A 26,651-nucleotide genomic window follows, 5' to 3' on the forward strand; every position below is an offset into this window, starting at 1 on the left:
ATGGGGGCCGTAAGGCTCCCGTTTTTTATTGCTGTTTGGGCTGCTTTTTACTGTTGTTACTCAGCCAGCACAATCACATCTCCCGTTGCCGGGGCGTCAGTTCCCGGTAGCCACAATCGCCCCCACGAACCGGTGCAATGACAGCCGAGCAGTTTTTCGGGTTGTTGTTGCTGAACAAATTGTCGAGTCCGCCATAGCTTAGCGGGGGAGGCGGCGCGTAAATGAAACCCACCGACCAGGGCATAAATTTTGTTAACCCCGGTGATTTTCTGGCAATGGCGTACGATGTTTTCTATTCCCCGATGCCCGCAACCGGTAATGATGACTAACCCGCGTGCAGATTTATAGATCAATACGCCTTCGTCACTGATGTAATCTGGCTGGAGTGTTTTCTCGCTAATCACGCCATAGGACTGTGGCGTGGGGACACTGATTTCCCCGGACCACAAAAAGCGATCGCTGATAGCCAGCGGCTCGCGGGTGTATTCCATTATGAATCGAGAGTAGTTGTTATCACGCGAGAGTTTTTTTATTTTTCGTGGTGTTCCCGCAACCGTAACTGAGGCGTACCGTTCGCAGGCTATTTGGGGATGGCAAATGATACGGCTGTTATCCGCAAGCCATGGCACGCCGCCGCAGTGATCATAATGACCGTGCGACAGCACTACGGCGGTTAATTGGGTCAGGTCCACGCCCATTTGTGCAGCGTTGTGCATGAAGCTGCCATCCGGCCCGGTATCAAACAATATGGTGGTTGTTTCATCCTGAACTAACAGACTTAATCCAGGCTTGGCCAGTATTGATTTTTCTGCGCCAGCAGCGCGTCGGTTTTCAAGCAGCACCGTGAGGGTTAAAGCCATGCCTGACTCCCGTATTAAAACGGCATACTGTAATGCATCGCTTTTGAGAGCGCTGTGATCTCAGCGCTCTTTAGCGTTATCCGTTATTCACGCACAATTTTGCCTGCGTTTCCTGCATCGCTGTCATTCCAGCTACCGTGACCATTTGTTTTAATCGTATAGGTGGCATAGCCGACACGGAAGGTCATCGTATCCTTATAGGTATTTACGTCACGCACTTCATTACCATTGACGTAAACGCCGGAATCTTCGACGTGAATATCAACACTGCGTTGACCATTGGCAAATTTGGCTACGTAATTTCCGCTGAATTTGCCATCAATACCGGCATTATCGTGGTTATCCGTGTTAGTGGTATTTTGCTGTTTTTCACCATGATGATGACGATTCTGCTGGCCGTTGCTGTTCTCAATAAAGCCATGATCGCGGTTCCACTGATAGGATTTATTCACATCGCAGCCATTGAGTTCACTCATCTGTGTACAACCTGAACGTTCATACTTTTTCTGCATTGCCGGGGTAATTGCACATGCTGTTGTGGCAGTTGTCAGGCCAAGGACCAGGAGGGTTAGCAGACGTTTATTCATTTTTTACTCACTATCATCATTAAATTTATTTATAGGCATACGAACTTTTGGACTGTCATGTTTACGACGACGGCAGTCTCCCATTAAATATTAATGAAGCATACCAGGGGGAATCCTAATTTATAATTAGGGTGGGGTGATGAATGCTGTAATACGCAACAAAACAAGCCGTTTATTTACTTATTTTATACAACCCGGGTAGAGAACTAAGATGTATTCACTTTTAGAAGAAGGATTTAATAAATTATTAATATTGACATTAACGATGAAGTGGGACGCGGGCTTGTATATAAACAGGCCCGCGTGGGGAGAGTAGTCCACAATATTCAAACTTCGCGTATTTATGGATGTCGTTGTCAATATAGTTCGTCTTTACCCCTGAGTGGAGATCTGCGCGCGGTGCTGCTCGGCCTGTACCTCATGAGCAAATGAATGGCCGTTGTTTACCGATTGGTGAACAACCATCGCTTTTTCATGTTCATTCATTTGTGAAAATGATTTCGCATTGGTTGATATTGACGATGAATTATTTGCTTGCGCGGCGTGTGCTTGTGCCATTTGTTGATGTGCAGGAGCGTCGCTGTTATTCATCATTTCATGAGCCATTGCGGCCTGCTGATGCATTTTGGGTGTTTCTGCCGCATTAACGCCAGCTGAAATAAAAAACGCGATAGCTAAAAAAGAGGACATCTTATTCATCATATTTCTCCTGTTTGGGTTTACGGAAGAAAGTATAATTAATAGGGGCTGTCAGTGGCGTGACAGGATTATGACGGTTGTGTCAGACAACAGGTGATGACGGGTATAAGCGTCATCACCATAAATTAAATCGCGTGCTTGGGCAGCGTCAGAATAAAGCGAGTGGCATGAGGGTCGGAAGTCACCGAGACTTTTCCTTGATGGGCAGTCACAATTGATTTCACAATCGCCAGACCAATGCCGCTGCCTTCGCCCTTACGCTGTCGTGAAGGGTCCACTCGATAAAAGCGGTCAAAGAGTCGCGGAAGATGTTGCGGGGGAATGGGGTTTCCGGGATTCTCAACGACTATCTGCACCTGGCCATCCGCCTCTTTCACCCGTACGGTTACCGACTCGCCTTTTGGCGTATAGCGCATGGCATTTGACAGCAGATTACTCATTGCCCGGCGTAACATTAATGGGTCGCCTGAAACCCAGCATGCGCGTCCTTCAAACCGTAAACCAACCTCACGCTCTTCAGCCCAGGCTTCGAAAAAGTCGAACACTTTACCGACCTCATCAGCCAGATTGAGCGCTTTTTTTTCTGGGATCAGCTGATTGTTATCCGCCTGCGCCAGAAACAGCATATCACTCACCATCTTCGACATACGGCCAAACTCTTCGAGATTAGAATACAGCACATCTTCCAGCTCTTTTTGGCTGCGGGTCTGGCTGAGCGCAATTTCCGTTTGGGTGACGAGGTTAGTTATTGGCGTGCGGATCTCATGGGCAATATCCGCTGAGAAGTTCGACTGGCGTTTAAATACGTCTTCGATGCGTTCGATCATGTGATTAAACGAACTCACCAGTTGTTCCAGTTCAATAGGAACAGCTTGCGGATCGAGGCGTACATCGAGATCTTTCGAGGTGATATTTTGGATGCGACGACTGACGTTACGAATCGGTTCATGACCTTTGTATACGGCGAACAACACGATAAAAACAATCATCATGCTAATCAGCGATGCTGTCATAATCAGCTTGTTTTTCAGATCGTTAATATAGTGCAGATGAAAGTCGATCGATAATGCCAGATACAGCGTATACGCTGGTTTTCCATCGGCAAGTTGTCCTACCGGCAGGCGAATCATTCGCCAGTTAGACGATGTTTTCTGTCCGTGGATATGTTTGGAGGTTTGCAGTGTGGGGCCTGAGATAATAAAAACATCGCTGGCATGAGCATTTTTATCCGGCCTTGCACTGGCGATAAACTGCCGGAGATCCGGCGCATTGGGCGAATGGAAAATGGCCTTCTGGTTGCTATCTTCCAGAGAAATAATGACGTTCGAATAACCCGACACCACATTTTTTAGCGTTTCCAGGCGGCGTGATTCTGGCTCGTTGGGTTGGTTAATAATCCTCTCCAGCGTGGCGCTAATCTCTTGTAAATCGTTGATGTCCTGCTCGGCGAAGTGGACTTTCACGGAGTGGATCATTATCCATGCAAAGGCGAAAAATGAAGCAATTGTCGCCAGGCTGATAAAAAAGGTCAGTCGTGTCGCCAGCGAAAAAGGGCGTCGCCATCGTTTACTGGCCATCAGGAACCTCAAGCATATATCCCACACCGCGCACGGTCTGAATCAGTTTCGGCTCAAAATCGTTATCAATTTTGGCGCGCAGACGCTTAACGGCGACGTCGATGGCATTAGTATCGCTGTCAAAATTCATATCCCAGACCTGGGAGGCGATCAGTGAGCGGGGTAAAACTTCCCCCTGATGGCGCAGGAAAAACTCAAGCAGCGTAAACTCTTTGCTGGTCAGGGTGATGCGCGTACCGCTGCGGGTGACTTTCCTGCTGACCAGATCGACCATTAAATCCGCGACCTGAAACTGGCTTTCAACAATCACCGCAGCGCCCCGGCGCAGCAGCGTTCTGACCCGTGCCAGCAGTTCCGCGAAGGCAAACGGTTTAACCAGGTAATCATCAGCACCCAATTCCAGACCTTTAACCCGATGTTCAATGGTACCCAGTGCGGTGAGGAGAAGAATGGGCATTCCTTTGTTGGCGGAACGCAGCATCCGCACGATATCCCAGCCGTTTACATCCGGCAGCATGATGTCGAGTATGAGCAGGTCGTAATCGCCGGTCATCGCCAGGTGATACCCGTTCAGGCCGTTATCCGCTAAATCCACGACAAAACCCGCTTCCGTCAGGCCTTTTGTCAGGTATTCACCGGTTTTTTTCTCATCTTCGACTATCAAAACCTTCATCGCATTCTCCTTCTCGCACTGGTTGTGCGGACTTTCAATTCTAGGGAAGCGGGATCGGATAGCAATCTGTTATTGGGAAAATGACAGTTTTGTCATTTTCCTGTCACCGGTTAAACAGAGTCACTTCGTTAAAGTACAAGACTATAAATTCCTACTTATTTTAGGGACATCAGTCCGGTCAGGACGAGAAGAACTATGAGCAAATTTAAGCTTCTTACTCTCAGCGCTATATTCGTGCTCGCTGGTTGTTCATTGGCGCCGGACTATCAGCGCCCGGCCTTGCCGGTGCCACAGCAATTTTCTTTAAGCCAGAATTCCCTGGTATTGGCTCCTGGTGAATACCAGGACACGGGGTGGCGAACCTTTTTTGTTGACGACCAGGTGAAGGCGTTGATTGGTGAAGCGCTGATCAATAACCGCGATTTACGCATGGCGACGCTGAAGGTTCAGGAAGCGCGAGCGCAGTATGGCGTCACGGACGCTGACCGTTATCCGCAAATCACGGCAGGCTCCAGCGGTACCTACAGCGGTAAATTAAAAGGTGATAGCAGCACCGATCGTCAATTCGAAGCTGGACTCAATCTCAGTTTCGACCTGGATTTCTTTGGGCGGCTTAAAAATATGAGTGAAGCCGAACGGCAGAACTTCTTCGCCAGCGAAGAGGCGCATCGGGCGGTGCATATCTTATTAATTTCCAACGTATCGCAAAGTTATTTCAACCAGCGTCTGGCTTACGCGCAGTTGCAAGTTGCCGAAGAAACGCTGCAAAACTATCAGCGCTCTTATGCTTTTGTAGAGAAGCAACTGATAACCGGTAGCACCAACGTACTGGCGTTGGAACAAGCGCGCGGCGTGATTGAAAGTACGCGTAGCGAAATTGCCAAGCGTAAAGGTGAGTTGGCACAGGCCAATAACGCGCTGCAACTGTTGCTGGGTACATACGGGAAATTACCCGATGACCAGGCGCGCAGCCGTGGGGATATTAAACCGGTAACGCTGCCGCCATCGCTTTCGTCGCAAATACTGTTGCAGCGCCCGGATATTATGGAAGCTGAGCACGGATTATTGGCGGCAAATGCCAATATCGGTGCTGCACGGGCGGCATTTTTTCCGTCGATAACGTTGACCAGTTCCGTGTCCAGTAGCAGTAGCGATCTTTCCAATTTATTTAATGCCTCCAGCGGCATGTGGAATTTTGTCCCCAAAATAGATATTCCAATCTTCAATGCCGGACGTAATCAGTCCAATCTCGACCTGGCAGAAATTCGCCAGCAACAGTCGGTAGTGAATTACGAACAAAAAATTCAGAACGCGTTTAAAGAAGTGGCGGATGCACTGGTGTTACGCCAAAGCATTGCCGATCAAATTAGTGGGCAGCAGCGTTATCTGGATTCATTGCAAATCACACTACAGCGCGCCAGAGCGCTTTATCAGAATGGCGCAGTTAGCTATATCGAAGTATTAGACGCAGAACGTTCTTTATTCGCTACGCGGCAATCGCTGCTCGATCTTAATTACGCCCAACAGGTTAATGAAATTAAACTGTTTGCTGCCTTAGGCGGCGGTTGGGTGGAGTAATCCTTAATATTAACTTTTCAGGAGCATGATGTATGAATACTACCGCCAAAGCCGTACTGTTTAGCCTTTTCTCTGTGGTTATGTTTAACGCTCAGGCCAGTGAGAATCAGCATGGTGAGATGATGAATATGCAGCCAGCGGCTCAACAGGAACAACGCATTAGCGCTACCGGGGTGATTGAAGCTGTTGATATGGAGAGTAAAAAAATCACGATCAAACATGACCCTATTCCAGCGGTGAACTGGCCGGCCATGACGATGCGCTTTACGCTGGTTGCTGATACGAAGGCTGATGATATTAAGCCAGGCGATAAGGTCGCGTTTACGTTTGTTCAGCAGGGAAATCTCTCTGTGTTACGCGATATTCACATCAGTAAATAACGTTCTCGCTGGTCTCTTTTATTCTTGCCCGGGTTTTTGCGAACGCGGGCGAGACTATCGCGCAATGGAAATCACTATGGCGTCTTTAAATATTAAAAATACCGCGCTTATTCTCGGTAGCATGATTGCCGGCGGGATTATTTCTGTCGGTGTTTATACTTATTATTCATCGGCAAAAATATCGTCTGTAGCCGGACCAGTTCAGCAAAAAGAAGCCAGAAAAGTGTTGTTCTGGTATGACCCCATGTATCCGAACACGCGCTTTGATAAACCGGGTAAATCACCGTTTATGGATATGGATCTGATCCCGAAATATGCCGATGAAGAGACCGCGAACGCATCATCACCAGGCGTGCGCATCGATCCTACACAGACCCAGAACCTGGGGCTGAAAACAGAGCCAGTGCGTCGTGGACCACTGCACTACGCGCAAACTTTCCCGGCCAACGTTAGTTATAACGAATACCAGTTTGTTATTGTCCAGGCACGCTCTGCGGGCTTTATCGAGAAGGTTTACCCGCTGACCGTGGGGGACAAAATTAAGAAGGGTTCGCCGCTGATCGACCTGACTATTCCTGATTGGGTTGAGGCGCAGAGCGAATATTTATTGCTGCGGGAAACGGGCGGCAGCGCGACGCAGGTGGAAGGGATTCTGGAGAGATTACGTCTGGCTGGAATGCCTGAAGCGGATATTCAGCGCTTAAAATCGACGCGTAAAATTCAGACCCGCTTTACTCTGAAAGCGCCTATCGATGGGGTGATCACCGCATTCGATTTGCGTACCGGTATGAACATTTCCAAAGACAATGTGGTCGCGAAAATTCAGGGTATGGACCCGGTATGGGTTAGCGCGTCGGTCCCGGAATCTATCGCCTGGCTGATTAAAGATGCCTCGCAATTTACCATCACCGTGCCCGCCTGGCCGGATAAGCCTTTCACCATCAGCAAGTGGAGTATCTTACCAAGCGTTGATGCTACCACGCGTACGCTCCAGCTCCGTTTACAGGTCGATAACCCCGACGAGGCGCTCAAGCCCGGGATGAATGCTTACCTACAACTGAAAACACAAAGCGAGCCAATGCTGCTGATCCCGTCTAAAGCACTGATTGATACGGGTACCGAGCAGCGGGTCATCACCGTTGATAACGAAGGCCGATTTGTGCCGAAACAGGTTGCGGTATTCCATGAATCCCAGGGGCTGACGGCTATCCGCTCCGGCCTGACCGAAGGCGAAAAAGTGGTGTCCAGTGGCCTGTTCCTGATTGATTCTGAAGCGAATATCTCTGGCGCACTGGACCGTATGCGCGCCCAGAACAGTAAGGCGCAAGACGCAGCCGCCATGCCAGCCCAGGCGACCCATTCACACTGAGGACATGATAAATGATTGAATGGATTATCCGTCGTTCGGTGGCAAACCGTTTTCTGGTGATGATGGGGGCGCTGTTTCTTAGCGTCTGGGGAACCTGGACCATCATCAATACGCCGGTTGATGCGCTGCCCGATCTCTCTGATGTTCAGGTGATCGTCAAAACCAGCTATCCGGGGCAGGCGCCGCAAATTGTTGAAAATCAGGTGACCTACCCGCTGACCACCACCATGCTGTCGGTACCCGGCGCGAAAACCGTGCGCGGTTTCTCGCAGTTTGGTGATTCCTACGTGTACGTCATTTTCGAAGATGGTACCGATCCTTACTGGGCGCGCTCGCGCGTACTGGAGTATCTCAACCAGGTTCAGGGAAAATTACCGGCTGGCGTTAGCGCGGAAATGGGACCGGACGCCACGGGCGTCGGCTGGATATTTGAGTACGCGCTGGTGGATCGCAGTGGGAAACATGATCTGGCGGAATTACGCTCTCTTCAGGACTGGTTTTTAAAGTATGAGTTAAAAACGATTCCTAACGTGGCGGAAGTAGCTTCGGTAGGCGGCGTGGTTAAACAGTATCAGGTCGTTATCGATCCGATGAAGCTGACGCAATATGGCATCAGCCTGGCGGACGTGAAATCGGCGCTGGATACGTCGAATCAGGAAGCGGGCGGCTCATCTGTTGAGATGGCTGAAGCGGAATATATGGTCCGCGCCAGTGGATATCTGCAAACGCTCGATGATTTTAATAACATCGTCCTGAAAACAGGGGCCGACGGTGTACCTGTTTACCTGCGCGATGTGGCGCGCGTACAGATTGGGCCGGAAATGCGCCGCGGGATCGCCGAACTGAATGGTGAAGGCGAAGTCGCGGGCGGGGTGGTTATCCTGCGTTCCGGTAAAAATGCGCGTGAGGTGATCTCTGCCGTTAAAGCCAAACTCGACACGCTGAAAAGCAGCCTGCCGGAAGGCGTAGAGGTAGTTACAACATACGATCGCAGTCAGCTCATCGATCGTGCCATTGATAACCTCAGCTACAAGCTGCTGGAAGAGTTTATCGTCGTGGCGCTGGTGTGCGCACTGTTTCTGTGGCATCTGCGTTCGGCGCTGGTGGCGATTATTTCCTTGCCGCTGGGGCTGTGTATCGCGTTTATCGTGATGCATTTCCAGGGTTTGAACGCCAACATCATGTCGCTAGGGGGAATTGCCATTGCCGTCGGGGCGATGGTTGATGCCGCAATCGTGATGATTGAAAACGCCCATAAGCGGCTCGAAGAGTGGGGGCATCAGCATCCGAATGAAAAGCTCGATAACGCAACGCGCTGGAAGGTTATTACTGACGCCTCGGTAGAAGTCGGCCCGGCATTGTTCATCAGCCTGTTGATCATCACGTTGTCGTTTATCCCCATTTTCACGCTTGAGGGGCAAGAGGGGCGACTGTTCGGCCCGCTGGCGTTCACCAAAACGTATGCGATGGCAGGCGCGGCATTTCTGGCGATTGTGGTTATTCCTATCCTGATGGGGTTCTGGATCCGTGGAAAAATACCGGCCGAAAGTAGCAACCCGCTTAACCGTTTTCTGATCCGTATTTACCATCCGTTGTTGCTGAAGGTGTTGCACTGGCCCAAGACCACCATTCTGGTGGCGGTGCTTTCAATACTGACGGTTGTCTACCCGCTGAATAAAGTCGGTGGTGAATTCCTGCCGCAGATTAACGAAGGCGATCTGCTGTATATGCCTTCGACATTGCCGGGGATCTCAGCGGCGCAGGCAGCGGACATGCTGCAGAAAACCGACAAGCTGATCATGACCGTTCCGGAGGTGGCGCGCGTGTTTGGTAAAACCGGTAAGGCAGAAACCGCAACAGACTCCGCGCCGCTGGAAATGGTTGAAACGACGATCCAACTGAAGCCGCAGGACCAGTGGCGTCCGGGGATGACGATGGACAAAATCATCGCCGAGCTGGACAAAACAGTACGCTTGCCGGGCCTGGCGAATCTGTGGGTTCCGCCGATTCGTAACCGTATCGACATGCTCTCTACGGGGATCAAAAGCCCAATTGGCATTAAGGTGTCGGGTAATGTTCTGGCAGATATCGACGCCACGGCGGAGCAAATTGAAGAGGTGGCCAGAACCGTGCCGGGTGTATCTTCGGCGCTGGCCGAGCGTCTGGTGGGCGGACGCTATCTCAACGTAGATATTAATCGTGAAAGAGCGGCCCGGTACGGCATGACTGTAGGTGCTGTGCAGCTGTTTGTCACTTCAGCGGTAGGAGGGGCAATGGTGGGCGAAACGGTGGAAGGGATTGCACGCTATCCTATCAACCTGCGCTATGCGCAGAGCTATCGTGATAGCCCGGAAGCATTGCGTAATCTGCCGATTCTGACGCCCATGAAACAGCAAATTACGCTGGCGGATGTCGCCGATGTGACGGTGGTTTCGGGGCCTTCGATGCTGAAAACCGAAGATGCGCGACCAACCAGTTGGATTTACATCGACGCCCGAGATCGTGACATGGTCTCAGTGGTGAACGATCTGAAAAAGGCTATTGCTGAAAAGGTCCAGTTAAAGCCGGGGACCAGTGTGGCGTTTTCGGGGCAATTCGAGCTGCTTGAGCGCGCCAGCCATAAGCTCAAGTTGATGGTGCCAATGACGCTGATGATTATCTTCGTATTGCTTTATCTGGCCTTCCGTCGCTTTGGCGAAGCGCTGCTGATTATCACCAGTGTGCCTTTTGCGCTGGTGGGCGGTATCTGGTTCCTTTACTGGATGGGGTTCCATATGTCGGTCGCAACCGGAACCGGATTTATCGCCCTGGCAGGTGTTGCTGCGGAGTTTGGCGTGGTGATGCTGATGTACTTGCGCCACGCTATTGAAGCCGAACCCGCGCTGGAAAATCCGCAAACCTTTACGGCGGACAAGCTGGATGAAGCGTTATATCACGGTGCTGTGCTGCGCGTGCGGCCAAAAGCGATGACCGTGGCGGTGATTATCGCGGGTCTGTTACCTATCTTGTGGGGGACGGGAGCAGGCTCAGAAGTCATGAGCCGCATAGCCGCACCGATGATTGGCGGCATGATCACCGCACCATTGCTGTCGCTATTCATTATTCCGGCTGCGTATAAGCTGATGTGGTTGCACAGACACCGCGGTCAAAAATAATGCTCTAAAGCGCGCGCCTGCATTCGGATTTGTTGCCGAAGCAGGCGCCGCGTTATACCTCCAGTGCCTTCACGCGTTTGCGGTACTCACCCGGCGTGCAGCCAAATTCCCGTAAAAAGACTTTATGGAATGACGATTCGCTGGCGTAGCCTACCGACTCGGCCACCACAACCAATGGCTGCGACCCACGTGACAGCATCTGGGCAGCGAATTGCAGGCGTAAAGTGGTTAATACTGCGAGCGGCGTGGAGTTTGAGACTTCACGAAATAGCTGCGCGAAGCTGGCCCGCGACATATGTGCACGTTTCGCCAATTCTTCGACGGTCCAGGCAAACGCCGGTGACTCCAGCATCATGAAGACGACAGCCCCTAGTTTGGGATGAAGCAGTAGATTCAACACGTTTTGAACGGGGGTCGCCTTGGTTAACCATTCGCGAACGGCTAAGGCGAACAGTGTGGCGCATTGTTGACTGCAGACTACACTGGAACCTGGCAGAGTACTCATGGATTCCTGTTGCATCAACGCAATCATGGCCTTGAGCCAATGGCTGACAGGGCTATTTTCATCAGGTGCCAGAACCAATACTTCCGGTAACGCAGTTAAAAAATAGCGTGAGGAAGCGTGCAATCGAAGGCTGCCACAAACAATGTGTGTTTGTTCATCGCCAGACTGGCAGAGCCGATGTGCGGAGTTTTGCGGCAGGATCACGATAGTACCGGGCCGCAGAGTAAAAGATGTCCCATCGGGCATGTCCAGTTGGGCTGCCCCTTGTGTGACCGTATGCCAGCGGATAATGGACAATTCACCTGCTGCGTGCGGCAGTTGCCAGTCCCTGCTCAGCAGGCAATTTTGATCGATCGAGCCTTGTGGGTCGTTAAGCATCAGTAATCGGCTAAGGGCATCCATGGAGACTCCTGAGCATTTTTTGTTGTCGTTTATTGAAACGATATTATCTCTTTATTTTATTATTATATTAATACCTTCAAAGTGTTAGTGTAATAATTCATTCTCGAAATGTTAGTCATCTTTAAGGCTAATTTAGACGATCTGACAGTTATCTGCGAGTTGTGGATACATTGTTCTGGCAGAGTTAGACCTATACTTCATTTCATTAAACGAACAGTGACTTGGCGGAGAGACAGCATGAATCAGTATCAGGCGATTATTATTGGATTTGGCAAAGCGGGTAAAACGCTGGCGGCAACACTGGCCAAAACGGGTTGGCGGGTAGCGATTATTGAACAGTCAAACACCATGTATGGCGGGACATGCATCAACATCGGCTGTATCCCAACCAAAACCCTGGTACATGATGCTGAACTTCAGCATGAGTTTGCCGAAGCAATGCAACGCAAGGCCTCTGTTGTCAGTTTTCTGCGCGATAAAAATTTCCATAATCTTGCCGATCTGGAAAACGTGGATGTGATTGAAGGTCGTGCTGAATTCGTTGATAACCATACTGTGCGAGTCGTGCAGTCAACAGGCGAGATTGAGCTGAGCGGCGAGAAAATCTTTATTAATACTGGCGCCCAGTCAACGATTCCAAACGTTGAGGGATTAACCACGACACCTGGCGTATTTGACAGCACCGGGCTGTTGAATTTGACGCAACGTCCAGAGCGTCTGGGCATTTTGGGCGGTGGGTATATCGGCGTTGAATTCGCATCGATGTTTGCCAACTTTGGTAGCAAAGTCACTATTTATGAAGCAGCTCCGCAGTTTTTGCCTCGTGAGGACCGGGATATTGCTGACGCTATCGCCAACATTTTACGCGACAAAGGTGTCGAGTTGATCCTCAATGCCAACGTGCAGTCGGTCTCCTCTCATGATGGTGCAGTACAGCTGCACATGCCGGAGGGTGCCCAGACGGTGGATGCGCTGTTGGTAGCATCAGGTCGCAAACCGGCGACAGAAAACCTGCAATTGCAGAAAGCGGGTGTGGATGTAAACGATCGTGGTGCCATTGTTGTGAATAAATATTTGCGTACATCGGCAGACAATATTTGGGCAATGGGCGATGTCACTGGTGGATTACAATTTACCTATATCTCGCTGGATGACTTCCGTATTGTGCGTGACAACCTGCTAGGCGAGGGGTTACGTAACACGGGCGATCGCCAAAACGTACCGTATTCCGTCTTTATGACGCCGCCGCTTTCCCGCGTCGGAATGACTGAAGAACAGGCTCGCGCCAGCGGTGCGGCGGTGCAAGTCGTGACGTTGCCGGTAGCGGCTATCCCGCGAGCGCGGGTGATGAATGATACGCGTGGTGTTCTTAAAGCGGTGGTGGATAGTGAAACGAAACAAATATTAGGCGTGTCGCTGCTGTGCGTGGATTCTCATGAAATGATTAATATCATCAAGACGGTTATGGACGCGGGGTTACCTTATACCACATTGCGTGACCAGATATTTACCCATCCAAGTATGAGCGAATCATTAAACGATCTCTTTTCTCTCATAAAATGATAATAACGTAGTCTGCATATTTGCCCCACCCGTGTGGGGCTTTTTTTTATTTGTTTTTTATACTCCTGATACTAATTGACAGTTATTCTGGCGTTACGGATGAAATAAAATAAAGTGACATGTTTTATTATATTCCCACTGAAATAACTCGTTAATGGAAATAGAAATGAACATGTTTAAGTCTACGTTACTAATGACTGCGTTACTGACTGCTCCGGTGACATTTTCCGCGTTAGCGCAAACAGAGGTTGCCCACGTTAGCGTATCAGCCGTGTCTGGCTCTCCTTCCGTGATGGAAGATGCCATTGCGAAACTGGCGCAGGAAAAGAATGCGACTTCCTGGAAAATTACCTCAATGCGCATTGATAGCAGCACTCACGCAACGGCAATTTTGTATAAGTGAGGAGAGCCGGGATGGAAAAGTATCTTCGTATATTGGGCAAAGGCGATAGAGTTGGATTAACCTTGATTCGCCTGAGTATCGCGATTGTTTTTATCTGGATTGGTTTATTAAAATTTGTACCTTACGAAGCCGACAGCATTACGCCGTTTGTCGCCAATAGTCCGGTAATGTCATTTTTTTATGAGCATCCAGAAGAATACAAACAACATTTAACCCACGAAGGTGAATTCAAACCGCAGGCTCGTGAATGGCAGACGGCGAATAACACGTATACGTTCTCAAATGGCCTGGGCGTAGTCGAAGTTCTTATCGCTTTGCTGGTGCTGGCTAATCCTGTTAGCCGTTGGTTGGGATTAATTGGCGGCGTTCTGGCATTTGCCACACCAATTGTTACCTTATCATTTTTAATAACCACGCCGGAAGCATGGGTAATGCCGCTGGGTGATTTACACCACGGATTTCCGTACTTGTCAGGCGCCGGACGGTTGGTGTTGAAAGACACGTTAATGTTGGCGGGAGCAGTGATGATCATCACAGATTCATCCCGATCAATAATTAAGCAGCGATATTGAATTTTTAACGTTGTGCCCTCTGTAAGATAGCAAGCCACTATAGTTCGATTCGGTACTTACCGGGCCAGCAGGATGCTGGCTTTTTTTCTGACTTAAGGTAAATTTATTAAGCATATATAAATTGCAATTATTCAATTTAGAAGCATAACGAGTCAGAGCTATATTTTTAGTTAATGATAGAGTGCAGTAAACATCTTCTCTTATCCCCCGCGATAGCACGCCAACCCGCATGTTGCTTAGCCCCTCCATCATGATAGCTTTATTTTTTTCTGTACAATTCTTGCTATTCGTTATCTCAAAACCTCATTTTAAAAAATTTTGTTATTCGCTTTTGTTATAGCCAGTACGCAAGTTCGCGTGGTTTTAGGCCTGGCTTGAGCTAGAATTAATCCTGATTAAATGTTTTTACGTATCAATAACTGACTAAAGATAGTTAAAAACTTAATTTTTAACCAACTGTTTGACATGGAATCCACTATGGTAATTAAGCACCAGGGGTGGATGCTGATCTCGCGTTTTGTGAGTAACCAAAGGCGGGACATATCTTAAATATGGAAATAAGGGTTTTAGAATGAGCTTTGGCTTAGCAAAGGAAGACAAGTTTGAAATCATCGCTATCCTTCGTGAAGAGCTTCATAAGAAAACGAAACTGGAAATCCTGTGTGGAGACAGTAGCGTTATCACGCAGTTAGAGAAGATTGATTTCGAACGGTTTGTCATCTCCGGACACGGAGACATTGTTCCTGAAAAGGTCCAATACTTTATCCTGCACAGTGAAAGCGGGATTGTAAAGTTTACTGCCAGGTTCGAACAAACCTCGTCAGCAGGTGCGGAAGCAGGATTATCCTACTTCATCCCGGATATGATTTTCTTTGCCCAGCAGAGACAAAATCAGCGTTTTTCATTCCTGAAGGGTTATGACTTTTTCTGTTTTGGTCGTTACAAAAATGGAGAAAACTACTCTCTCAAGATTAAAAATATCTCGCAGGGTGGTTGTGCGTTAATCGTTAAAGATGTAAACGCCCGTTTTCTTTATAAAGATGCGGTGATTAAAAATGCATCTCTGGATTTCGATACCTTTGGCAGTTTACAACTGGACTTAAAAGTGATCGATGTCGTCCCGATCAATGAATTTGATGAGGATAACCAGTTGTATTCCTGTCATCAGATCTCATGTGAGTTCGACTTTAAAAATCGTCGTGAAGAGACTGAAGTCGAGAAAATCATTATTAAATTTTTAATGAGTAACAAGATTAGAAGCTTATAAGGAACGGTGAACAGGATGTTGATGTGTGGCAGTGATAATTTTGTGGGCAATGGTATGTTTGCCTACCTGACCAGCAAACATGTACCGATACAAACATTCCAGTTTGAGGATATGTTGCATCAGTCATCATTATGCCAGCATCAAACCATGGTTTTTAATATCATTGATAATGAACAAGCGTGTTCAGACATTGTTCAGTTTTTGAATAAAAACCGATTCAAATTTTATAATAACGTCGTGGTGATTGTTGCTGATAGTTTGGTGGCGAAATTATGCGTAGAGTTATTATATGTCGAAAAAACAATAGTTTTGACTGAAAAATCTTCACTGCGTGATTTTGGTCAATTGGCAACATTATCAGTCGGGAAATGGAACCCCCGACTGTATCGTTCGCAGAAGAGATTAACCGAAAGAGAACAGCAGATCCTGAACTTACTGGTAAGTGGTTATACAGCCAAAGAAATTTCTGAGTTAGTTAGCCTGAACTATAAAACGATTCAGGCACATAAGATGAGAGTCGTCGTCAAGCTTGGCCTGACCAATACCTCTGATTTAAATAAGTTAATTGTCAGATTTACCCATCCTATGTCTTTTTTACCCTAACCTGACCATTCTTTTCTGATGTAATACACCTAATAGTAGATACAATTTGGGAGTGATTTTGACTGGTTTTTAATTTTATGATTTGTAGAGGGAGAGGGGAATGTTTAATCCCAATGAGGTGCTAACTGCGCTTGAAAAGGCTTTGAATACCAGTCAACTTTATATGGTTTATCAGCCTATTTTCAATTTGCATGCCCAGCGTATAAGCGGATTTGAAGCATTAATGCGTTGGAATAGTCCTCAGATGGGAATGATCTCTCCCGATGTTTTTATTACCTTACTGGAAGATAGCGGCAATATTATTTCCATTGAAGATATGGTTACTCACTCTCCGTGGGATGTTGCAACTTCCTGGCCTGACCCCATTGTATTATCCGTCAATATTTCCGCGCTTGAATTCTGCGATCCTCTGTTACCCCAACGCGTCAGACAAAATCTTGCCACTTCCGGACTGCCGGTCCATCGATGCCAAATAGAGGTCACGGAAACGTCACCGCTGTGTGACAGCCAGATTGCGGCTAAAAATATGACAGAATTAAAGGCGATAGGGGTCAAGCTTGCACTTGATGATTTTGGAACTGGCCATGCTAATCTTAATTACCTGTTGAAATATCCTTTTGACACCTTAAAGATTGATAAGGAATTTGTCACCGGTATTGAGCCCGACACCCGATCAACAAAGATTGTTGAGGGTATTATTTCACTGGCGCATAATTTTGGCATTGAAGTTCTTGCCGAAGGGGTGGAAACCCAGTCCCAGCTGGAGCGGTTGATGCAGATTGGTTGTGACAAAATTCAAGGCTTTTTCATTTCTCCCCCGGTGCTGGCAGAAGAGATCCCTTCACTCTTAGCACAATATAATCGTTAATCCCTCCTTTTCACGTTTCCCAACCCCTTGGTTGTTCCGCGTTGCTGTTAAGTCTGTAGGCCTGATAAGCGTAGCGCATCAGGCGACTTTGAACGGCAAAAAAAAGCCCCCTGCAGAACAGGGGGCTGGTGAGTTTATGTCAGCTTAGAACGATTTCTTAAACCCGATAGAGGCATTGACCGGCGCTTCTACCTGCGATTTACTGCCGCCGTTGCTGAATTGCGTACCCAGCTCACCGTAGACCTGCAGGTTTCTGTCGATGGACCATGACAGGCCGGCTGCAACTTCAGTGCTGGAGTACTGCTGTGAAGATTCCAGCGTGGTGGTGGCTACCGCATTGCTAAAGTGCGTTTTGTCTTTTGAACCCAGACCCTGCCAGACGTTTACCCTGCCGTACGGCTGGAATTTGCCATGGTTGGTGTCATAGTCAGCGACCAGACGCACGCCCAGACGCGCGGTAAAGGAATCCGCAGTATCCATTTTCACTTTCGTTGGGGTCACACCATCCAGCGTGCTGTTATCAAAGTCGCTGTACTGGTAGATCAACTGAGCCTGAGGTTCCAGACTCCATACGCTGGCACCTAAACGGAACGATTTACCCACCTCTGTCGACGCCGTCAGCGTGTTGCCTCTGACCGTATACGAGCCGTTGTTCCCGGTCGCCTCCAGGCGGGATTTATGGTTACCGTACTGCAGGACGTTATCAACATACATACCGTCACCCGAGAACCAGGTAGCATAGCCGCCGACGTAAAATGCGTTGTCGTCGATGTTACCGCCTTTGCCATCGCTGCCTGTCTTCGTGCCTTTCACGTTGCTGTCGATATCAAGGATGCTGGTATACATCCCGGCTTTCCAGCTTTCGTTAGCATACATATCAACGCCGACCTGAATGCCCATGGTATGGGAGCTGGTTTGCGTACCGGCCGCATCATCCAGTTTGGTTTTACCGGAGTAGCCAATCATTCTTGCCCAGGCGCGATTGTCTTCATCAATGCCCGGTTTAACCTCGTCACCCATACGTTGGTGCATGTTACCCAACAGGCTAAGATCACCCTGACGTACGACGCTGGCGAGGCCAGAATACAGCATGGTTTCTGGACGGTATTCACTTCTCAGATACCAGTTTTCACCCTGGCCCTGAGCGTTACCCGCATGCAGTTGGTACTCAAACGCACCTGCAGCCATACGATCGGCGGCAAGATGGAAGGCATCCCGCGACGTTTGTGCGGTGGTGGTTGCGCCATTGAGCGCTGTCACCACTTCGATACCATCCCCAATGGTCGGCGCGCCGAGACCAGAACCATCGACATCCAGCAGCGTGCTACCGCTGGCTTTACCGCCATCGATAATCAGACGGTCGGCAATGCCTGCGCCGCTACCATTCTGGATAGCCGCCATGTTGATAGTCCCTTTTTCGCCGGTGTAATCCCCTTTGACGGTTAAGGTTGTGCCAGTCTGCTGACCGATGAGCGAGACATCGCCGCCGTTGCTCAGGCCTGCTACCGTTTGGTTGTAACCCTGCGTATTCAACGTGGTGTCTGCGACCACATAGTGGTGCGATGCGCTACTCAGGGTGTTGGCATTACCCGCTTGTAACACGCCGTTGGCGATCAACGTCGCGCCGCTGTAGCTGTTTTCACCTTGCAGCTCGGTAATGCCGCTACCGGTCTGATGCAACTGGCCTTTACCACTGATATTGCCGGTCAGCGCCAGGGTATCGCCACGATTGACGTTGAGTACGCCGTTATCAACGACATCCCCCTGAATGCTGCCGATATCGCCGCCGTTACCCAGCTGTAAAACGCCTTGTTCGATGGTGGTGCCACCGGTGTAGGTGTTATCCAGCGTCAGGGTGAGGGAACCTTTACCGGTTTTGGTCAGTTGACCATTACCTTCGACTTCCGTTAGCAGAGAAACGTCATGCCCGTTGGTGTCGAATGTCCCGCCGCCGGATTCCAGCGTCACCTGACGGGCAGTATCAAACGCTTCGCCATACTTCAGCGTACCGCCATTAAAGGTAATTCCCGTATCTGCCGCACCCAGGTTGGTATCGCCCGCTACCTGCAGCGTCCCGGAGGTGATGGTCGTTCCGCCGCTGTAGGTGTTGTCGCCCGTGAGGATGAGGGTACCGAGATCGCCTTTATTCAGGCCGCCGGTACCGCGGATCACGCTGTCGATAGTCGCGGTGTAGTTGGCGCCGTCTACTGTGCCATCGCCAACGCGAATCAGGGTGTTGGCCGTATCGGTGGTAATGGCTTCGCCGCCCACGCGATAACCATCGGTGGCGAACTGCGCACCGCTGATGATGACGTCGCCTTTGCTGTTATCGACGGTCACGTTGCCTGCTTCACCCTGGAAGACGGCAAACGCGGCATCGGTAAACGGTGCGTTCAGCGCGCCTTCCGGCGTTGATTCATCGGTCGTCCAGTTGTCGTTACCCTGGCTGGATTGCCAGATACCGTCGCCGCCGTTGATGACGCCGTTGTTTTTCAGCTCGCCATTTTCACCACCGGTGCCGTCCCAGAAGCGCAGCGTTAGTCCTGCGTGGTTGACCAGGTTGACCTGATTTTTCACCGATGTCTGCACGTACAGGCTGTCAGCCGCTTCCGGCGCGTTAGCAATATCCATCACATTGTTGGTCAATGTGCCGGTGTAGTTGATGACGCGATAGACGCCGACATCAAAGCTGCCGCCCGGTGAGGTTTCAATGTTGAGCTTACCGTCGAGCGTCAGATCGCCATTAACGTCAATCAAGTCGTTGAAAGCACCGCCCGGGGTGTAAGCCTGACCAAACTGATAATCCAGCTGTGCGTTATCACTGAGCGTCAGCGAACCGGTAGTCAGTTTACCCACGCTGTTGATAGCTGCACCCGCGGTAATATGAGCGTCGTCCAGTACATCAACCGCGCCGCCAATAATCCCGTTACCGCCGAGCGTTGCCCCGGATTTCACTGTCACCTGGCCGGTAGCCGCAGACTGATTACCGTTGACCAGCAGTACGCCTTCATTGACGTCCGTGGTGCCGGTGTATGTGTTGTCGCCGGTCAGCGTTAACGTGCCGTCACCGATTTTCACCAGGCTGCCGTCGTTGCCGCTGATAATGCCGCTGATGGTGTCATCAAGATGCAGATTACCCAGCGACAGCTCTTTATTGCCCAGTTCGACATTACCCGCGCCGGACAACGAGCCGATCGATGTTGCGCTGTCGACTGCGCTGATATCGACCTTACCGCCCGCCAGGTTTTTAACGACGGTATTTTCTGCCATCGCCAGGTCAGCAAAGGTCATCAGCCCGCTGTTGTTCACGGTGGCATTGCCGCCGCTGGCGTCTTCTTCCAGCGCCAGAGTACTGTCTTTTGACACGTTAACCGTCGCGTTGCCCGCGGTGGCGTTGTTGGTTAACACCGCTTTCGCCGTGCCCGTCAGGTTCAGCATTGCGCTCGCTGCGGTGACGTTATCTGCCAGCGTTAACAGGCTGTCGGCGATGTTCATGGTCAGGGATTTCAGGCTGGTATCTGTCCCGCTGACATTGAGCGTCGCGCCCTTATTGACGTTCACTGTGCTGCTTTCGTTACTGCCAAAGGCTCCGGTTTTGCTGACGTTGACCGTCACATTGTTGGCGTTTCCGGTACCGGCAATTTCTGTGTCGCCTTTGTAGCTGTTTGCGCGGTCGAGCGACAAGGTGCTGCCCGCATCGCTAGAGCTGCTGGTGACTTTCAGTTTACCGTCGCCGGTAATCTCACCAGTTGGCGTGAAGTGATGCGAATTGAGATCGAACACCGCTGCGTTCTCATTCGCTCCCAGCTCGATGGTGCGATTGCTGGTCAGGTCCGCGCCCAGTTGCAGCGTTGAACCGTTATTGATTGCCAGGTCAGTTCCGCTCTGGCCGAGATTGCTGTCGGAGGAGATCTGCAACGTGCCGCCATCAATGCGCGTGCCGCCGCGATACTCGTTGTCACCGCTGAGGATCAGACGGCCAAGGTCGGTTTTCACCAGCGTCAGCTTATCAGCAGTACTGGCTTCGCGGATAACAGACTCAATGGTCGCGGTATAGTTTTGCCCCGCGCCACCGGCGCCAACGCGCAGCAGCAGTTCGCCAGTTCCCGGCGTCTGGCCTGCGTGGGTCGCGTTTTCCGTGGTGGCATACGCGTTAAGCGCATCGCCTTTAACGACATAGCCATCGGCATCAAACTGTGCCCCGGAGAAGTTAACTTCTCCCGCGGCGTTGTCCACGGTAACTGTACCGCCTTTGGTGGTGAAGACGGCGAAGGACTTCTGTGCCCAAGGGGCGTTACCTTCACCGGTTGCGGTGGTCCAGTTGTTATCACCCTGGTTGCCGATTGCCATCCATTTGCCATCGCCACCGTCAATTTTGCTGTCGCCTTCAATGCCCGACGCGCCGTGGCTCTGATTGACGGTTGCGCCGTCCCAGAACTGCAGGGTAACGCCGTTGGCGTTCACCAGGTTGACCTGTTTGTCGATGGAGGTCTGGACAAAAATATTGCTCTTATCCTGACTGTCCGGTATTGCGCCTAATTCCAGCGTCTGGTTATCCAGCGTGCCGCCGTAGTTATAGATACGGTACACGCCCGGTCCGAAGTTACCGCCCTGTGAAGTGGTGACATCCAGAGTCCCGTCCAGTTGCAGATCGCCCGCGACGTTAATCAGATCGTTTAGCGCGCCGCCTGGCGTATAGGCCTGACCCAGCTCGAAAGCGGAAGTCGTTTTGCTACCAAGCTGCAGATTACCGTTAATGGATAACGTACCCGCACCACCGTCACCGGCGCTGAGGGTCGTGGCATCGTTCATCAGCACGTTGCCGCCGATAGTGCCATTACCGCCAAGTGTGGACGTGCCGCTAACGGTGGTGGCACCGCGCGCCGCGCTTTGATCGCCATTCACCAGCAGCGTGCCGTTGGTAACGGTGGTGTCGCCGGTATAGGTGTTGTTGCCGTTCAGACGGGTAATGCCGCCGCCGATTTGCTGTAGCGCGCCAATACCGGAGATCACGCCGTTGAGCAGCACGGTGTTGGCGCGATTAATCGCCAATATGCCGTTGTCGATAATGTCTGACACGGCGCTGACTTCGCCTGTATTTCCGCCGTCACCCAACTGCAGCGTACCGGTTTGAGCGATAGTGGTAGAGCCGGTGTAGGTATTGTTAGCGGTGAAGATCGTGGTACCGCCCGCCGCACGTTCGAACTTCCCGTCACCGCTGATGATACCGCGATAAATTTGCGCCGCTGAAGCATCACCCTGGGTATCGAAGATAACCCGGCTGCCTGTGCCCTGGGTCGTAACATTGTAATCGCCAATGCTTGCTGCAGTACTGGTCGGCTCGACGTGGTCGCCGGTGCTCAGGGTTGCGCCATTGTTTACGGCAATGGTTTTGCTTGCCAGTGTCAGGTTTTCTACGACGCGGACATCCGCGTTTGAGCCGCTGATGGTCAGCGAATCCCAGCCGGTGCCGATGTTGGTGCCAGTGGTCAGATTGTCGCTCGCCAGCGTACCAATCTTCGCACCTTTTGTATCGGTGAAGGTGAGGGCGTTGCCGCTACCAGCTTCAGTAGTGATGTGGCGTGTTTTATCCAGCGTCACATTGCCGATGTTGGCTTTATTGTTACCGCCAGTACCGGCGAAATTCACTTCACCCGCATAGGAGCCACTACGCCAGTTAAAGATGTCCGCACCTTCGCCGGTATTGATTACGCCGCTGGTTACACCGCCGCTGATATCAATGGTGTCATTGCCTTTGCCGGACTGAATGGCCACGGCCGTGTCGTTGATGGCCTGCAGGGTTCCCGTGTTGGTAATGGTTTTACTGCTGTCGCCGCTGGCGTCAATTACCGGTGAGGTGGTGCTGGCAGAGATAATCTTGCCGCTGTTGGTCAAGGCGCTGACGTTTTTCGCGATGATCGCCGAACCGCCTGCGTCGTTATGCACGTTAATGTCGGCATTGGTGGTGACATTACCGTTGGTATTAGCGCGGATACCGCTGCCTTCGCTGTTCAGTACCTCAGTGGTGTAGCCTTTTCCGATGGTCAGATCGCCCGTCACCGAGCCGCCGTCGCGTTGTTCAAAAGCGAAGCCGGTACCTTTCCCGTTGACGTTGAGGATATTTCCAGCGCTGTCTTTATCGGTCATGGTCAACGCCACGCTGGTGCGGATGCCTGCGCCATCGTTGGAGTTTATGGTAACGTTTCGTAACAGGATATTGTTATTGTTAGCATCGTTTTGAATGCCTGCACCGTCACCCTTTGCACTGATCTCCACATTTTGCGCGGACAGAGCGCCAGCGCCTTCGGCCAGACGAATACCGTCAGCGGTGCCATCGGTAGTAATACTGTCGCCAGAAATACCGTTAATTAGCAGGCTGGCTCCTTGGGTGAGCAGAACCCCGGCAGTACCATTATCAACCTGAACTTTGCCCAGTGTATTGATCTGTGCGCTGGCACCTGAAGCTCTAACACCGATGCCGTTGCTGACATGCAGAGCGCTGGAAGAGTTATTGGTTAAGCTCCCGCCTTGTTGAACATCAACACCGATGCTGTCGACGCTGGCCAGATCAATAAGCGAGTTGGTATCCAGGATCAGGTTGCCCTGATTCCTCGCCACATAGGCGATAACCTCATTGCCGCTAGCTTCAGAGGTAATCTTCGCGTTCGAGGTGAGGGTGGTGCTAGTAGGATCACCCTGCGTGCGGCCATTCAACTGGTGAGCCTGACCATCCACAACCCCGGCAATGGTTCTTTCGCCGGTTAAATTGATGGTGGTTTTATCACTGATGGTCCCTTTCGCGCCGCCTTCGATTACCAGTGCCGCTGAGTCGCTGCCCTTAACGGCAAACGTTGCTTCACCAGTATCTACGCTACTGCCAGCGCCGGTGGCGAGAACGCCCACGGAATTCTTACCGTTGAGGGTAAGATCAAGGTTGGAACTGGACTGATCTTTCGGGTTAGTCGTGTTACCGGCCAGCAATGCGCCATTGGCGATACGGAAAATGGTGGTGCGATCCTGACCATTGTCATTCATCACCGCCTGACCAATATTGGCGGTAGCGCCTTTACCATACAGGTAATAACCAATCTGATCGGTGTTGTTGAATGTCGGGCTACTCAGACTGTCAACGTTAGCGATGGCGTTATCACGTACGTGCACACCGATGTTACCGGATTTATCCAGCGTAATGTTGGAGTAAACGTTGACCACTGCCTGGCCGCTGCTGCCACCTTCAGCCCAAATAGCGTAGTTACGGTTACCGACGCCACCTTCTCCGTCCACCACGATAGAGCCCGCAGCGCTGGTGGTGACTTCGGCATTTTTGTTATTGGCGCTAACGTGGATCCCCACGTTGTTGGTGCCATTTACGTTAATCTTGCCGTCGTTGCGGATTTCCTGATTATTTTCCGCGCCGCTGTCGCGTACGGAGATGCCGTAGTTTTTACTGCTGCCCCCGTCAGAACCTCCATTGATCACGATATTGCCGGTATTGAGAACGTTGCCTGTAGCATTCCCGACCAGAATCCCCGCGGCGTTGCGTATCCCGGTTCCCAGCGTGATCAGACCGTTGTTAATCACCTCTTTGGCACTCTTGGTCATGATCCCGGCGCTCAGACTAGAGCCGCCAGCCATCGTGACATCTTTAGACGGATCGCTTGCGTCGCGACCAAGATAAATTGAGGCATCCTGAGCGTTAGTGAAAGTGGCATTCCCGGCGACTTCTACGCCATAAGCGGTGCCTTTGGCAAAGGATGCACCGTTTTTGCGCCCGTCCACGACGTTGATATCACCGTTGTTGACCCCTTGCGCATCGTCAGACAATTGCATACCAATAGCCAGCGTCAGCGAAGAATCTGGCTCATCCTTACTCCAGGGATCGGCTGCCGACGCGGTACCAAAGTTATCGGTGGTGATCGCCTGGTTAATGGTGCCGTTGTTTGCTATCTGGCTGGCGCCTTGCCCCTGCATGCCAAATGCGCCATAGCTGTTGACGTTTTGGTTGCCGTCTTTGTCGATAAACAGCCCGGAGTTGATGATCCCGTTGTTGGTTGCCGTTGCGTCTTTTGCCAGCATGCCAATCGCCAGACTCTGCCCGGTAGACGTGCGTAATGCGTTCAGCTCGCCAAGGTTAGTGATAACCCCGCCATCAAGGGATTTCATGACACCGTTAATACTGCCGTCAACGGCAATAATCGCATCTTTGTTCAGGGTGCCGGAGGTGCCTGCACCGTTGGCGTAAATGGCATGGAGCTCACCGCGGCCAGCAGTCGCGTTATTGCTATGCGACAAGCCGTCGGTCCAGACGTCGTAATCCCAGGTAAGCACGTCTGAAGACTTGCTGGAGTTGATCAAGCCATCAATCAGCTCCGCGTATTTTGTCTGCGCGGCGGCGACGGTTGTGATATCACCGTTTTCAACATCCAGCCACAACTGCAGTTGGCTGACCTTTTGCCCTTCAGGGTTTTCTGCTGCGTCGCTACTGTAGCCCAACAACCAGTCGTTGAAATCGGCCAGATCCTGCGTACTGGTAATGGTAAACTTGCGTTCACCGGTCTGAACGACTTCACCATCCTCGTTATAGCCATACGTCATGAACGAAAACTCATCGCCAAACACGGAGGTTTGCGCTGAACCGGCGAATGTTTTTTCAGGGATAACTGGGGCGGCGTTAAATTTTATATAGTTATCGGATTGCCAGTTAACCTGACTACCTGCGTCCTGAGCCTCAAGCAAGGAGGAGTCTTTGGCCAGTAACTCAATGGTATTGGCTTTGTCCCGGACATTGAGCGTGTCGTTGCCAATATCCAGATTGGCTATGGAGCCATTTGTCGCCAGCGCGATGCCAAATTGTTTATAGATTTTAGACAATGTTGGATCGTAGGTGTTTAATACCGAATCGCCAATCTGGGATTCAGTAAGAAAATTACTTAACTCATTGGTGTCAAATACTTTAATAGTTGTAGGTTCGCCAGGGAACGCCGGGTCGTTAATATCAAATTCTGTGCTCTGTGAAGGCGTCGACGACCGATTGTACGTCAGGTATTCCGCCAGTTCTTCAGCGGTAGTAATCGTTTTTACGCTCTGGTCAGGGCTGGTGGCCTTAAGAGTGATTTTGTTTGTTTGCAGCAGTTCTCTGATGGTCGTTGATTCAACAACGCCACTTTGACCCGGACCGATCGTTGGGATCGCGCCGCTGATATTGAGCGCCTGACCAGCAGTGATATCTTTATATAAGAACCCGTAGTCGTGGATACCCGTATAATCCCCAACGGAAATACCTGCCTGGTAGTCGGTGAAAATATTGTGATCACCGGTGTCGATAATCGGATCAGCGGAAACCTGCATTGAAGCAGCGCTTAATGCACCCGCTGCCAATACCGCAACCGTTTTACGCGAGCTGCTTTTTTTCTTTCCTTTGGTTAATTCAGAAACGACCACCCAGATACCGAGCGCCGCGTTCCAAATAATGCTGTAAACTTTGTTCATATATAACCCTCGTCTACATTCCTGTTATGCATGTGTTAATACATTGAGTTGTTGGCTATGGTTGGCACGCGGATGTGCTACCCGGTAATAGATTTTTGGGA

The 26,651-nt window shown here is 50.7% G+C and carries 17 protein-coding genes; 10 read left to right on the forward strand and 7 right to left on the reverse strand.

The genetic code is table 11. The features are described 5' to 3' along the window. Positions 1-56 precede the first annotated feature (56 nt). From OGY33_RS03140 to cusR, 5 genes are all read right to left on the reverse strand, one after another. Positions 57-860 (reverse strand): MBL fold metallo-hydrolase, encoded by an 804-nt coding sequence (locus tag OGY33_RS03140; protein WP_149607755.1) that lies wholly within the window; start codon positions 858-860, stop codon positions 57-59. Positions 861-943: 83 nt separating this feature from the next. Continuing rightward, positions 944-1,447 (reverse strand): hypothetical protein, encoded by a 504-nt coding sequence (locus OGY33_RS03145; protein WP_008784020.1) that lies wholly within the window; start codon positions 1,445-1,447, stop codon positions 944-946. Positions 1,448-1,819: 372 nt separating this feature from the next. Continuing rightward, a complete protein-coding gene (locus OGY33_RS03150; RefSeq protein WP_048214749.1) occupies positions 1,820-2,146 on the reverse strand; it encodes a PcoE/SilE family metal-binding protein in 327 nt (108 codons plus the stop codon). 125 nt (positions 2,147-2,271) lie between these two features. Then, positions 2,272-3,723, reverse strand: coding sequence for a Cu(+)/Ag(+) sensor histidine kinase (locus tag OGY33_RS03155; RefSeq protein ID WP_128317225.1), 1,452 nt, complete (start codon positions 3,721-3,723; stop codon positions 2,272-2,274). After that, positions 3,713-4,396 (reverse strand): copper response regulator transcription factor CusR, encoded by a 684-nt coding sequence (gene cusR, locus OGY33_RS03160; RefSeq protein WP_048226190.1) that lies wholly within the window; start codon positions 4,394-4,396, stop codon positions 3,713-3,715. Before cusR ends, OGY33_RS03155 begins: the two co-directional genes overlap by 11 nt. A gap of 195 nt (positions 4,397-4,591) precedes the next feature. Between cusR and OGY33_RS03165 the strand changes: the two genes are divergently transcribed. From OGY33_RS03165 to OGY33_RS03180, 4 genes are all read left to right on the forward strand, one after another. Further along, complete coding sequence (locus OGY33_RS03165; protein WP_048214747.1) at positions 4,592-5,974, forward strand: efflux transporter outer membrane subunit; 1,383 nt, start codon at positions 4,592-4,594, stop codon at positions 5,972-5,974. Between the two features lie 32 nt (positions 5,975-6,006). Beyond that, positions 6,007-6,354, forward strand: a complete 348-nt coding sequence (gene cusF, locus OGY33_RS03170) for a cation efflux system protein CusF (protein ID WP_032942611.1) — start codon at positions 6,007-6,009, stop codon at positions 6,352-6,354. Positions 6,355-6,430: 76 nt separating this feature from the next. Further along, a complete protein-coding gene (locus OGY33_RS03175; RefSeq protein ID WP_008784024.1) occupies positions 6,431-7,723 on the forward strand; it encodes an efflux RND transporter periplasmic adaptor subunit in 1,293 nt (430 codons plus the stop codon). Between the two features lie 11 nt (positions 7,724-7,734). Further along, on the forward strand, positions 7,735-10,878 hold the full coding sequence (locus OGY33_RS03180; RefSeq protein ID WP_008784025.1) for a CusA/CzcA family heavy metal efflux RND transporter: 3,144 nt from the start codon (positions 7,735-7,737) through the stop codon (positions 10,876-10,878). 52 nt (positions 10,879-10,930) lie between these two features. Here OGY33_RS03180 and rclR read toward each other — a convergent pair whose 3' ends face one another. Then, complete coding sequence (rclR, locus tag OGY33_RS03185) at positions 10,931-11,785, reverse strand: reactive chlorine-specific transcriptional regulator RclR (RefSeq protein ID WP_048214745.1); 855 nt, start codon at positions 11,783-11,785, stop codon at positions 10,931-10,933. Positions 11,786-12,022: 237 nt separating this feature from the next. On the opposite strand from rclR, the gene rclA reads away from it, so the two are divergent. The 6 genes from rclA (at position 12,023) to OGY33_RS03215 (ending at position 17,061) form a co-directional block, all read left to right on the forward strand. Further along, complete coding sequence (rclA, locus tag OGY33_RS03190) at positions 12,023-13,348, forward strand: reactive chlorine resistance oxidoreductase RclA (RefSeq protein WP_149607754.1); 1,326 nt, start codon at positions 12,023-12,025, stop codon at positions 13,346-13,348. Positions 13,349-13,520: 172 nt separating this feature from the next. Next, on the forward strand, positions 13,521-13,751 hold the full coding sequence (rclB, locus tag OGY33_RS03195; RefSeq protein WP_048226462.1) for a reactive chlorine resistance periplasmic protein RclB: 231 nt from the start codon (positions 13,521-13,523) through the stop codon (positions 13,749-13,751). An 11-nt stretch (positions 13,752-13,762) separates the two neighbouring features. Then, a complete protein-coding gene (gene rclC, locus OGY33_RS03200; protein WP_149607753.1) occupies positions 13,763-14,323 on the forward strand; it encodes a reactive chlorine resistance membrane protein RclC in 561 nt (186 codons plus the stop codon). Positions 14,324-14,894: 571 nt separating this feature from the next. Further along, a complete protein-coding gene (locus OGY33_RS03205) occupies positions 14,895-15,590 on the forward strand; it encodes a flagellar brake protein (RefSeq protein WP_103015057.1) in 696 nt (231 codons plus the stop codon). Positions 15,591-15,611: 21 nt separating this feature from the next. Next, complete coding sequence (locus OGY33_RS03210; protein WP_188110104.1) at positions 15,612-16,193, forward strand: helix-turn-helix transcriptional regulator; 582 nt, start codon at positions 15,612-15,614, stop codon at positions 16,191-16,193. A gap of 100 nt (positions 16,194-16,293) precedes the next feature. Beyond that, on the forward strand, positions 16,294-17,061 hold the full coding sequence (locus OGY33_RS03215) for a putative bifunctional diguanylate cyclase/phosphodiesterase (RefSeq protein WP_103015058.1): 768 nt from the start codon (positions 16,294-16,296) through the stop codon (positions 17,059-17,061). 144 nt (positions 17,062-17,205) lie between these two features. Here OGY33_RS03215 and OGY33_RS03220 read toward each other — a convergent pair whose 3' ends face one another. Next, positions 17,206-26,550, reverse strand: a complete 9,345-nt coding sequence (locus tag OGY33_RS03220) for an autotransporter outer membrane beta-barrel domain-containing protein (protein WP_191238778.1) — start codon at positions 26,548-26,550, stop codon at positions 17,206-17,208. Positions 26,551-26,651 lie beyond the last annotated feature (101 nt).

It is taken from the genome of Citrobacter sp. Cpo032, assembly GCF_030332975.1.
GTDB lineage: Bacteria > Pseudomonadota > Gammaproteobacteria > Enterobacterales > Enterobacteriaceae > Citrobacter > Citrobacter portucalensis.

Coding starts and splice junctions, on each gene's coding strand:
- rclA (WP_149607754.1), top strand. CDS start 12,023: ATGAATCAGTATCAGGCGATTATTATTGGATTTGGCAAAGCGGGTAAA.
- OGY33_RS03180 (WP_008784025.1), top strand. CDS start 7,735: ATGATTGAATGGATTATCCGTCGTTCGGTGGCAAACCGTTTTCTGGTG.
- OGY33_RS03220 (WP_191238778.1), bottom strand. CDS start 26,550: ATGAACAAAGTTTACAGCATTATTTGGAACGCGGCGCTCGGTATCTGG.
- OGY33_RS03215 (WP_103015058.1), top strand. CDS start 16,294: ATGTTTAATCCCAATGAGGTGCTAACTGCGCTTGAAAAGGCTTTGAAT.
- OGY33_RS03175 (WP_008784024.1), top strand. CDS start 6,431: ATGGCGTCTTTAAATATTAAAAATACCGCGCTTATTCTCGGTAGCATG.
- cusF (WP_032942611.1), top strand. CDS start 6,007: ATGAATACTACCGCCAAAGCCGTACTGTTTAGCCTTTTCTCTGTGGTT.
- rclR (WP_048214745.1), bottom strand. CDS start 11,785: ATGGATGCCCTTAGCCGATTACTGATGCTTAACGACCCACAAGGCTCG.
- OGY33_RS03165 (WP_048214747.1), top strand. CDS start 4,592: ATGAGCAAATTTAAGCTTCTTACTCTCAGCGCTATATTCGTGCTCGCT.
- OGY33_RS03150 (WP_048214749.1), bottom strand. CDS start 2,146: ATGAATAAGATGTCCTCTTTTTTAGCTATCGCGTTTTTTATTTCAGCT.
- OGY33_RS03145 (WP_008784020.1), bottom strand. CDS start 1,447: ATGAATAAACGTCTGCTAACCCTCCTGGTCCTTGGCCTGACAACTGCC.
- OGY33_RS03205 (WP_103015057.1), top strand. CDS start 14,895: ATGAGCTTTGGCTTAGCAAAGGAAGACAAGTTTGAAATCATCGCTATC.
- cusR (WP_048226190.1), bottom strand. CDS start 4,396: ATGAAGGTTTTGATAGTCGAAGATGAGAAAAAAACCGGTGAATACCTG.
- OGY33_RS03210 (WP_188110104.1), top strand. CDS start 15,612: ATGTGTGGCAGTGATAATTTTGTGGGCAATGGTATGTTTGCCTACCTG.
- rclC (WP_149607753.1), top strand. CDS start 13,763: ATGGAAAAGTATCTTCGTATATTGGGCAAAGGCGATAGAGTTGGATTA.
- OGY33_RS03140 (WP_149607755.1), bottom strand. CDS start 860: ATGGCTTTAACCCTCACGGTGCTGCTTGAAAACCGACGCGCTGCTGGC.
- rclB (WP_048226462.1), top strand. CDS start 13,521: ATGTTTAAGTCTACGTTACTAATGACTGCGTTACTGACTGCTCCGGTG.
- OGY33_RS03155 (WP_128317225.1), bottom strand. CDS start 3,723: ATGGCCAGTAAACGATGGCGACGCCCTTTTTCGCTGGCGACACGACTG.